The organism is Streptomyces sp. UNOB3_S3, assembly GCF_020740895.1.
GTDB lineage: Bacteria > Actinomycetota > Actinomycetes > Streptomycetales > Streptomycetaceae > Streptomyces.
The window spans coordinates 1-5,765 of sequence record NZ_JAILXP010000423.1 but is presented as its reverse complement, the minus strand read 5'-3'; the positions used below and the strand labels follow the sequence as shown (position 1 = coordinate 5,765).

Annotated in this window: 8 protein-coding genes; 2 read left to right on the top strand and 6 right to left on the bottom strand. The window is 67.8% G+C overall.

All coding sequences use genetic code 11. The features are described from left to right. On the top strand, positions 1-1,807 hold a 1,807-nt coding region (locus K6I33_RS30645), incomplete at its 5' end, for a tetratricopeptide repeat protein (protein ID WP_229357809.1). A gap of 125 nt (positions 1,808-1,932) precedes the next feature. Here K6I33_RS30645 and K6I33_RS30640 read toward each other — a convergent pair. From K6I33_RS30640 to K6I33_RS30615, 6 genes are all read right to left on the bottom strand, one after another. Next, positions 1,933-2,139 (bottom strand): hypothetical protein, encoded by a 207-nt coding sequence (locus tag K6I33_RS30640; protein WP_229357808.1) that lies wholly within the window; start codon positions 2,137-2,139, stop codon positions 1,933-1,935. A gap of 99 nt (positions 2,140-2,238) precedes the next feature. After that, on the bottom strand, positions 2,239-2,532 hold the full coding sequence (locus tag K6I33_RS30635; protein WP_229357807.1) for a hypothetical protein: 294 nt from the start codon (positions 2,530-2,532) through the stop codon (positions 2,239-2,241). Between the two features lie 311 nt (positions 2,533-2,843). Then, positions 2,844-3,092, bottom strand: coding sequence for a hypothetical protein (locus K6I33_RS30630; protein ID WP_229357806.1), 249 nt, complete (start codon positions 3,090-3,092; stop codon positions 2,844-2,846). Further along, positions 3,092-3,289 (bottom strand): hypothetical protein, encoded by a 198-nt coding sequence (locus tag K6I33_RS30625; protein WP_229357805.1) that lies wholly within the window; start codon positions 3,287-3,289, stop codon positions 3,092-3,094. Before K6I33_RS30625 ends, K6I33_RS30630 begins: the two co-directional genes overlap by 1 nt. Next, the gene (locus K6I33_RS30620) at positions 3,289-3,717 is read right to left on the bottom strand and encodes an ATP-binding protein (RefSeq protein WP_275126814.1); all 429 of its coding nucleotides are present in this window, start codon (positions 3,715-3,717) and stop codon (positions 3,289-3,291) included. Before K6I33_RS30620 ends, K6I33_RS30625 begins: the two co-directional genes overlap by 1 nt. A 117-nt stretch (positions 3,718-3,834) precedes the next feature. Then, positions 3,835-5,046, bottom strand: coding sequence for a helix-turn-helix transcriptional regulator (locus K6I33_RS30615; protein WP_229357804.1), 1,212 nt, complete (start codon positions 5,044-5,046; stop codon positions 3,835-3,837). A 114-nt stretch (positions 5,047-5,160) separates the two neighbouring features. On the opposite strand from K6I33_RS30615, the gene K6I33_RS30610 reads away from it, so the two are divergent. Further along, a complete protein-coding gene (locus K6I33_RS30610; protein WP_229357803.1) occupies positions 5,161-5,652 on the top strand; it encodes an NUDIX hydrolase in 492 nt (163 codons plus the stop codon). The last annotated feature ends 113 nt before the right edge of the window (positions 5,653-5,765 follow it).

Here is a 5,765-nt window from a genome sequence, read left to right as displayed (position 1 = left end):
CCTCAACTACCTCACCACCCACCACACCCCACCCGCCACCGAACAACAAGACCCCCTCGGACAGACGCCGGAGGACATCGCCGATCAGGCCCACGCTGCCCTGCGCATCCTGCATCGCTACGCCCTGCTCACCTGCGACACCCGCGCAGAACCCCGCGCCATACGCATCCACGCCCTCACCGCCCGTGCCGTACGGGAAACCACCCCCGATACGGATCTCCCCCGCCTGGCCACCATCGCCGGTGATGCTCTCCTGCACACCTGGCCCAATCCCGACCAGCCCCACCCCGACCTCGCCGCCACCCTGCGCGCCAACACCGACGCCCTCGCCGACCACACTCTCGACCACCTCTGGCACCCTGACGGACACCCCGTCCTCTACCGCGCCGGCAACAGTCTCCTCAGCGCGGGCCTGACCGCCTCCGCCACCGCCTACTGGCAGGACTTGACCGCCGACAGCGAGGGGATCCTGGGCGAAGACCATCCTGACACCCTCTCCGCCCGCGGCAATCTCGCCGCCTCCTATCAGCAGGCGGGGCGGACCAACGAGGCCATCAGCATCAAGGAGCGGGTGGTCGCCGACTGTGAGCGGATTCTGGGCAACAAACACCCCGACACCCTCACCGCCCGCGGCAATCTCGCCACCTCCTATCAGCAGGCGGGGCGGACCAACGAGGCCATCAGTATCGAGGAGCGGTTGGTCGCCGACTGTGAGCGGATCCTAGGCAACGAACACCCCTCCACCCTCTCCGCCCGCGGCAACCTCGCCGCCTCCTATCAGGAGGCGGGGCGGACCAACGAGGCCATCAGTATCGAGGAGCGGTTGGTCGCCGACTGTGAGCGGATCCTAGGCAACGAACACCCCTCCACCCTCTCCGCCCGCGGCAATCTCGCCGCCTCCTACCGGCAAGCGGGGCGGACCAACGATGCGATCCTCCTCCTTGAGCGGTTGGTCGCCGACCGCGAGCGGATCCTGGGCAAGGAACATCCCGACACCCTCACCGCCCGCGGCAATCTCGCCGCCTCCTACCGGCAAGCGGGGCGGACCAACGATGCGATCCTCCTCCTTGAGCGGTTGGTCGCCGACCGCGAGCGGATCCTGGGCAAGGAACATCCCGACACCCTCTCCGCCCGCGGCAATCTCGCCGCCTCCTACCGGCAGGCGGGGCGGACCAACGAGGCCATCAGTATCGAAGAGCGGTTGGTCGCCGACCGCGAGGGAATCCTGGGCGAAGAACATCCCGACACCCTCACCGCCCGCGGCAATCTCGCCGCCTCCTACCGGCAAGCGGGGCGGACCAACGATGCGATCCTCCTCCTCGAGCGGTTGGTCGCCGACAGTGAGCGGATCCTGGGCAAGGAACATCCCGACACCCTCACCGCCCGCGGCAATCTCGCCGCCTCCTACTGGCAGGCGGGGCGGACCAACGAGGCCATCAGTATCGAAGAGCGGTTGGTCGCCGACCGCGAGCGGATCCTGGGCAAGGAACATCCCGACACCCTCACCGCCCGCGGCAATCTCGCCGCCTCCTACCGGCAGGCGGGGCGGACCAACGAGGCCATCAGTATCGAAGAGCGGTTGGTCGCCGACTGTGAGCGGATCCTGGGCAAGGAACATCCCGACACCCTCACCGCCCGCGGCAATCTCGCCGCCTCCTACTGGCAGGCGGGGCGGACCAACGATGCGATCCTCCTCCTCGAGCGGTTGGTCGCCGACAGTGAGCGGATCCTAGGCAACGAACACCCCGACACTGCGGCAGCGAGGGATGCGTTGCTCGTGTGGAGGCGGGAATCCGGGGGGAGGTGAGCAGCCTTTTGCCGTGTTACTTCTGGGGCATGTCACCATCTGTGTGGCCCAACCCGGGGTGTCGTTTGCGGCCGGTGACAGAGTTCTCGCCAATATCGCAAAATTGCGAAGGTCAGACTGGAGTGTTAGTGGTACCGGCGAAGCTGTCGAGCGAAGCGCCGTATAGCAAGTTCCCGCGCGGCGTGAGGCCCAAGGTAGTGGGTCAAGACGAACGTCACCCCGACCGCCAGAGTGGGCCACGGGCCGAACAGGGCGTCGCCCAGCAGCACGCCGCCCACCAACAGCAGGAGACCTATCGTGACGGCGAGCTCCTGGCGCTCGTCGCGCTCCATCTCATACCTCCCCTGATCGCGAGAGGCACCCGACAGTAGCGGCCCCAACTGACAACACCCGCACGGTTTTAGCGACCGCGGCAGACGCCACGCCGATCTTCACCCGGCCCGCCGCAGCTCACCCGCGCTCCGGACGAGGTCCGCCACCGCGCGCACGGTCTCCGCCGGCCACAGCAGCCGCACCACCCCCGACCCATCCGCCCGCGTCCGCGCCGAACCCACCAGGCCCACCGTCTCCAGGCCAGCGGCGGCAAGGGCGCCGTTCAGCTCCTCCACAGCGTCCCGGGCGTCGCGCCAGCCGCCCACGTAGTCCACGCCGCGCACCCAGAGCACGGCATCCGGGTCGAACTCGCAGCCCGTCACCTCGAACGCCTCTTCACCCGACGCGGACATCTCCCCACCCCTTCAGTCTTGGCTGATAACGGATCAAGAAAAGGGGCGCAAGCCATCAACGCACGACGAGAGCCCCGGTACCATCGGCACCGGGGTCACGCATGATCCCTGCCGGACCACCCCGCGCCTGCCAAGGAAGAGGGGTGGTCCGGCTCTGCTGTTTTGTGGTGCGGCCCGGTTCCCCAGGGGAGCTGGGGAACCGGACCGCTGTTTTCCTCCGACGCGGTGAGCCGTTCCGCCCGTGAGTCGGCAGGGACGGATACCGCTCATAGGCGGTCGCGTCGAAGGGGTCGAGGAGGCGGAACCGTCGTTCAGTCGACGTCTTCCGCCTGGTCCGGACCGGTCCTGTTCGAGGAGGGAACGCGGAAGTAGTGAATCGCCGCGATCCTGAAGTCCCGGTGTCCGGTCACCTGTTCGTGACCGATCGCCCACTGCTCCGCAACATCGCCGGAGAGCGCCGGCGTGGAGGTCTGGCACGCCCGGCATTCCGCGACGTGGTACGGCAGATCCTGCCCCGCGGTCAGCGGTTGGGGCCCCTGGTCGTCAGTCCAATCGTTCATCAGCGGGCCTCCCGCCGGGGCTTTCCCCAGCCGCGCTGAACCGTCACCTGGGCGTCGCGCCCGACGCGCAACGGGTCCCCGCCCTTGAACACGACGATGACGTCACGCCCGCGCTCGCGGACCGATTTCACTTCCCGCCGGTCGCGGCCGTCGTCGACCACGTCGCCGCTCCGCAGCATGTACGCCAGCAGACGCATCACAGCCACCTCCCACCCGGCACCGTGATCACGGCCCAGACGGACTTGCCCACACCCCGCCGGGCGGTCACACCCCACCGCTCCGAGAGCGCCTCGACCAGGACCAGGCCACGGCCTCCCGCCTCCCCCTGGGGGCGCATCTGCGGGTGGTGGCGTTCATCGGCGTCGTCCACGGCGATCCGCACACCCTCGGGGCCACGGCAGAACAAGGTCTCGATGTCCCGGCCCCGCACGTAGGCGTGCTCGATCGCGTTCGTGACCAGCTCCGAGAGAACCAGCACGGCCGGCTCCTCGATCCTGGTCAGTCCCCACTCCGCCAGTGCCGCGCGCAGCTCATCGCGCGCCAGGCCGACGGATCGTCTGTGTGTCGTCCAGCGTTGTACACGGCGTGTCTCACCGCACCTGATAGCCGTACTGGCCCCACTCATAGGTCTCGACCGTCCTTCGAGAGCACGGATAAGTGACGCCAGCGAAGGTAGGGCCGAGAGGCACGTGCGACCCGGAAAAAAATTCCGGGTCTTGCGTCAACGTGGCCAGTGCAGTGACTACTTGACAGCTCCAAGCTTGATGGCCAGCTCCTTCACGTCACGCCGACGGGTTCGTTTGTGCAGACGGCGGGCGAGATCGCGGGCGAACTCGTGAGCGCGTATCTGCTCCGGCGCCGTCAGAAAAGCGCGCTTGAGGTTGTCCACCGCCTCATCCACACGCCCTGCCTCGCCGTAGGCTCTGGCCACGTCCAGACGCAGCCGTGCCCGGCGCTCCTTCGGCAGTCCAACGGCCGACACGCCATCCGCTATACGGACTGCCGCCCCGATGTCCTCGAACTCCAGCGCAGTCGCCAGCCGGTGAATCTCGACATTGGTCGGCCCGAAGGAGGTCCACATCTCGTTACCGTCGGAGCCGAGCCGGTCAGCCGCTTGCTGCGCCTTCTGGAGCATCTCGTCGACCACCGAGGTATCGCGCATCCGTGCGGCCGCCACGGCCCCGTTGAGGAACAGAGTCCCGTAGACCGACAGCGATTGCGGTGATGACTGCCACCAGCGCTCGGACACCTCCGCCGCCGCGTCAAGGGTGACGTTGACGGCGTCCTGTACGTCCTCGGGACGGCCGGCGCCGAGCTGGACGTGGGCGACAGCGCGGCGAAGGGCGAGAGTGACGGCGGGGTCGCCCAGTTCGCTGGCCGCGACGTCCCCGCGGTCGACGGCCACCCACGCCAGATTGGTCTCACCGAGCTTGCGGAGATAGACGGCCGCAAGGTGCAGAACCAATGCGTACTCGCGAAGCGCCTGATCTCCTTCCGCCCCTGCCGTGTAGCTGTGCACGGCCACGCGAGCGTCGGCCAACAGGGCGGGGAGCTTCGAGCCGAGGTTGGCGTACTCGGAACCCTGATACAGCGCCCAGGCGTTCCCGACCTCCATGTGCACCCGTTCGAGCCGGGGAACCGGCCGCTGATCGAACAGAGAGCCTGACAGACGACGCGACTGCATCAGGGCCGTGCGAATCGCCGGGACGCTGGCTTTGTGGTCCCCGTGATCATCCAAGAGCGCGGGGCGCCCCTGTAGGTCCTCCAGTGGGACGCGCAGGGCCTCGGCCAGGTCGGCCAGCATCTTGACGTTGTTCACCGGGATGCGGTCGGACTCCACCCGGTAGACCCAGTCCTCCGACCGGCTCAGCAGCTCGCCGAGCTCCCGTTGGGACAGCTCCCGCCGCTTTCGGTAGTACCCCACGCGCTGGCCAAACGTGAAGTGATCGGTCATGCCGCGCATCGTCGCCCTCCCCTGGCTACGTCGCGTCGAGTGTCACACGCTGCCCAGCACAACGACAGGCAACGAGCCAGGCACGGCACGCGAGACCTTCCGTACGCTCGCCCCATGACCGAGACCCAGAATGAGCACGAGCTCCGCATGGCCCGCCCCCGGATGGCGGCAGGCGCGCTCTTCTTCAACGACCAAGGGGACGTGCTCCTGGTCCGCCCCTCGTACAAGCCCAAGTGGGAGATTCCCGGCGGCTACATCGAAGTGGGCGAGTCGCCCCTCGCCGCCTGCAAGCGCGAGGTCCAGGAAGAGCTGGGCATCACGCCAACGATCGGCCCCCTCCTGATCGTGGACTGGGCGCCGAACGAGGCTGAGGGGGACAAGGTCCTGTACGTCTTCGACGGTGGCGAGCTCCTGTCGGACCAGGTGAGCGCGATCGAGCTCGCGCCTGACGAGCTTCTCGCCGCAGAATTCCACCCGGTGGACGCGGTCGACGAGCTCCTGATCCCAAGGCTGGCGCGCCGAGTCCGGCGCGCAATCACGGCCCGGGCTGAGGCTCATCCGCAGTACCTCGAGCACGGCGAAATTATGACCTCTTACAACAGCTAACAGAATGAGATCTGTTGACGCTGGTTGCCGTGTCTGACGGGCGGGTTGAGCGTTGTCCGGCTCGTGGGGGCATCGCCGTGGATCGTGTCGGATGAGTTGTGGGAGCGGATCGG

Bases quoted from the DNA above. Each gene is read 5' to 3' on its own strand.
- K6I33_RS30620 (WP_275126814.1), bottom strand. From the start codon at position 3,717: ATGAGTGGGGCCAGTACGGCTATCAGGTGCGGTGAGACACGCCGTGTA.
- K6I33_RS30610 (WP_229357803.1), top strand. From the start codon at position 5,161: ATGACCGAGACCCAGAATGAGCACGAGCTCCGCATGGCCCGCCCCCGG.
- K6I33_RS30640 (WP_229357808.1), bottom strand. From the start codon at position 2,139: ATGGAGCGCGACGAGCGCCAGGAGCTCGCCGTCACGATAGGTCTCCTG.
- K6I33_RS30625 (WP_229357805.1), bottom strand. From the start codon at position 3,289: ATGCGTCTGCTGGCGTACATGCTGCGGAGCGGCGACGTGGTCGACGAC.
- K6I33_RS30630 (WP_229357806.1), bottom strand. From the start codon at position 3,092: ATGAACGATTGGACTGACGACCAGGGGCCCCAACCGCTGACCGCGGGG.
- K6I33_RS30615 (WP_229357804.1), bottom strand. From the start codon at position 5,046: ATGACCGATCACTTCACGTTTGGCCAGCGCGTGGGGTACTACCGAAAG.
- K6I33_RS30635 (WP_229357807.1), bottom strand. From the start codon at position 2,532: ATGTCCGCGTCGGGTGAAGAGGCGTTCGAGGTGACGGGCTGCGAGTTC.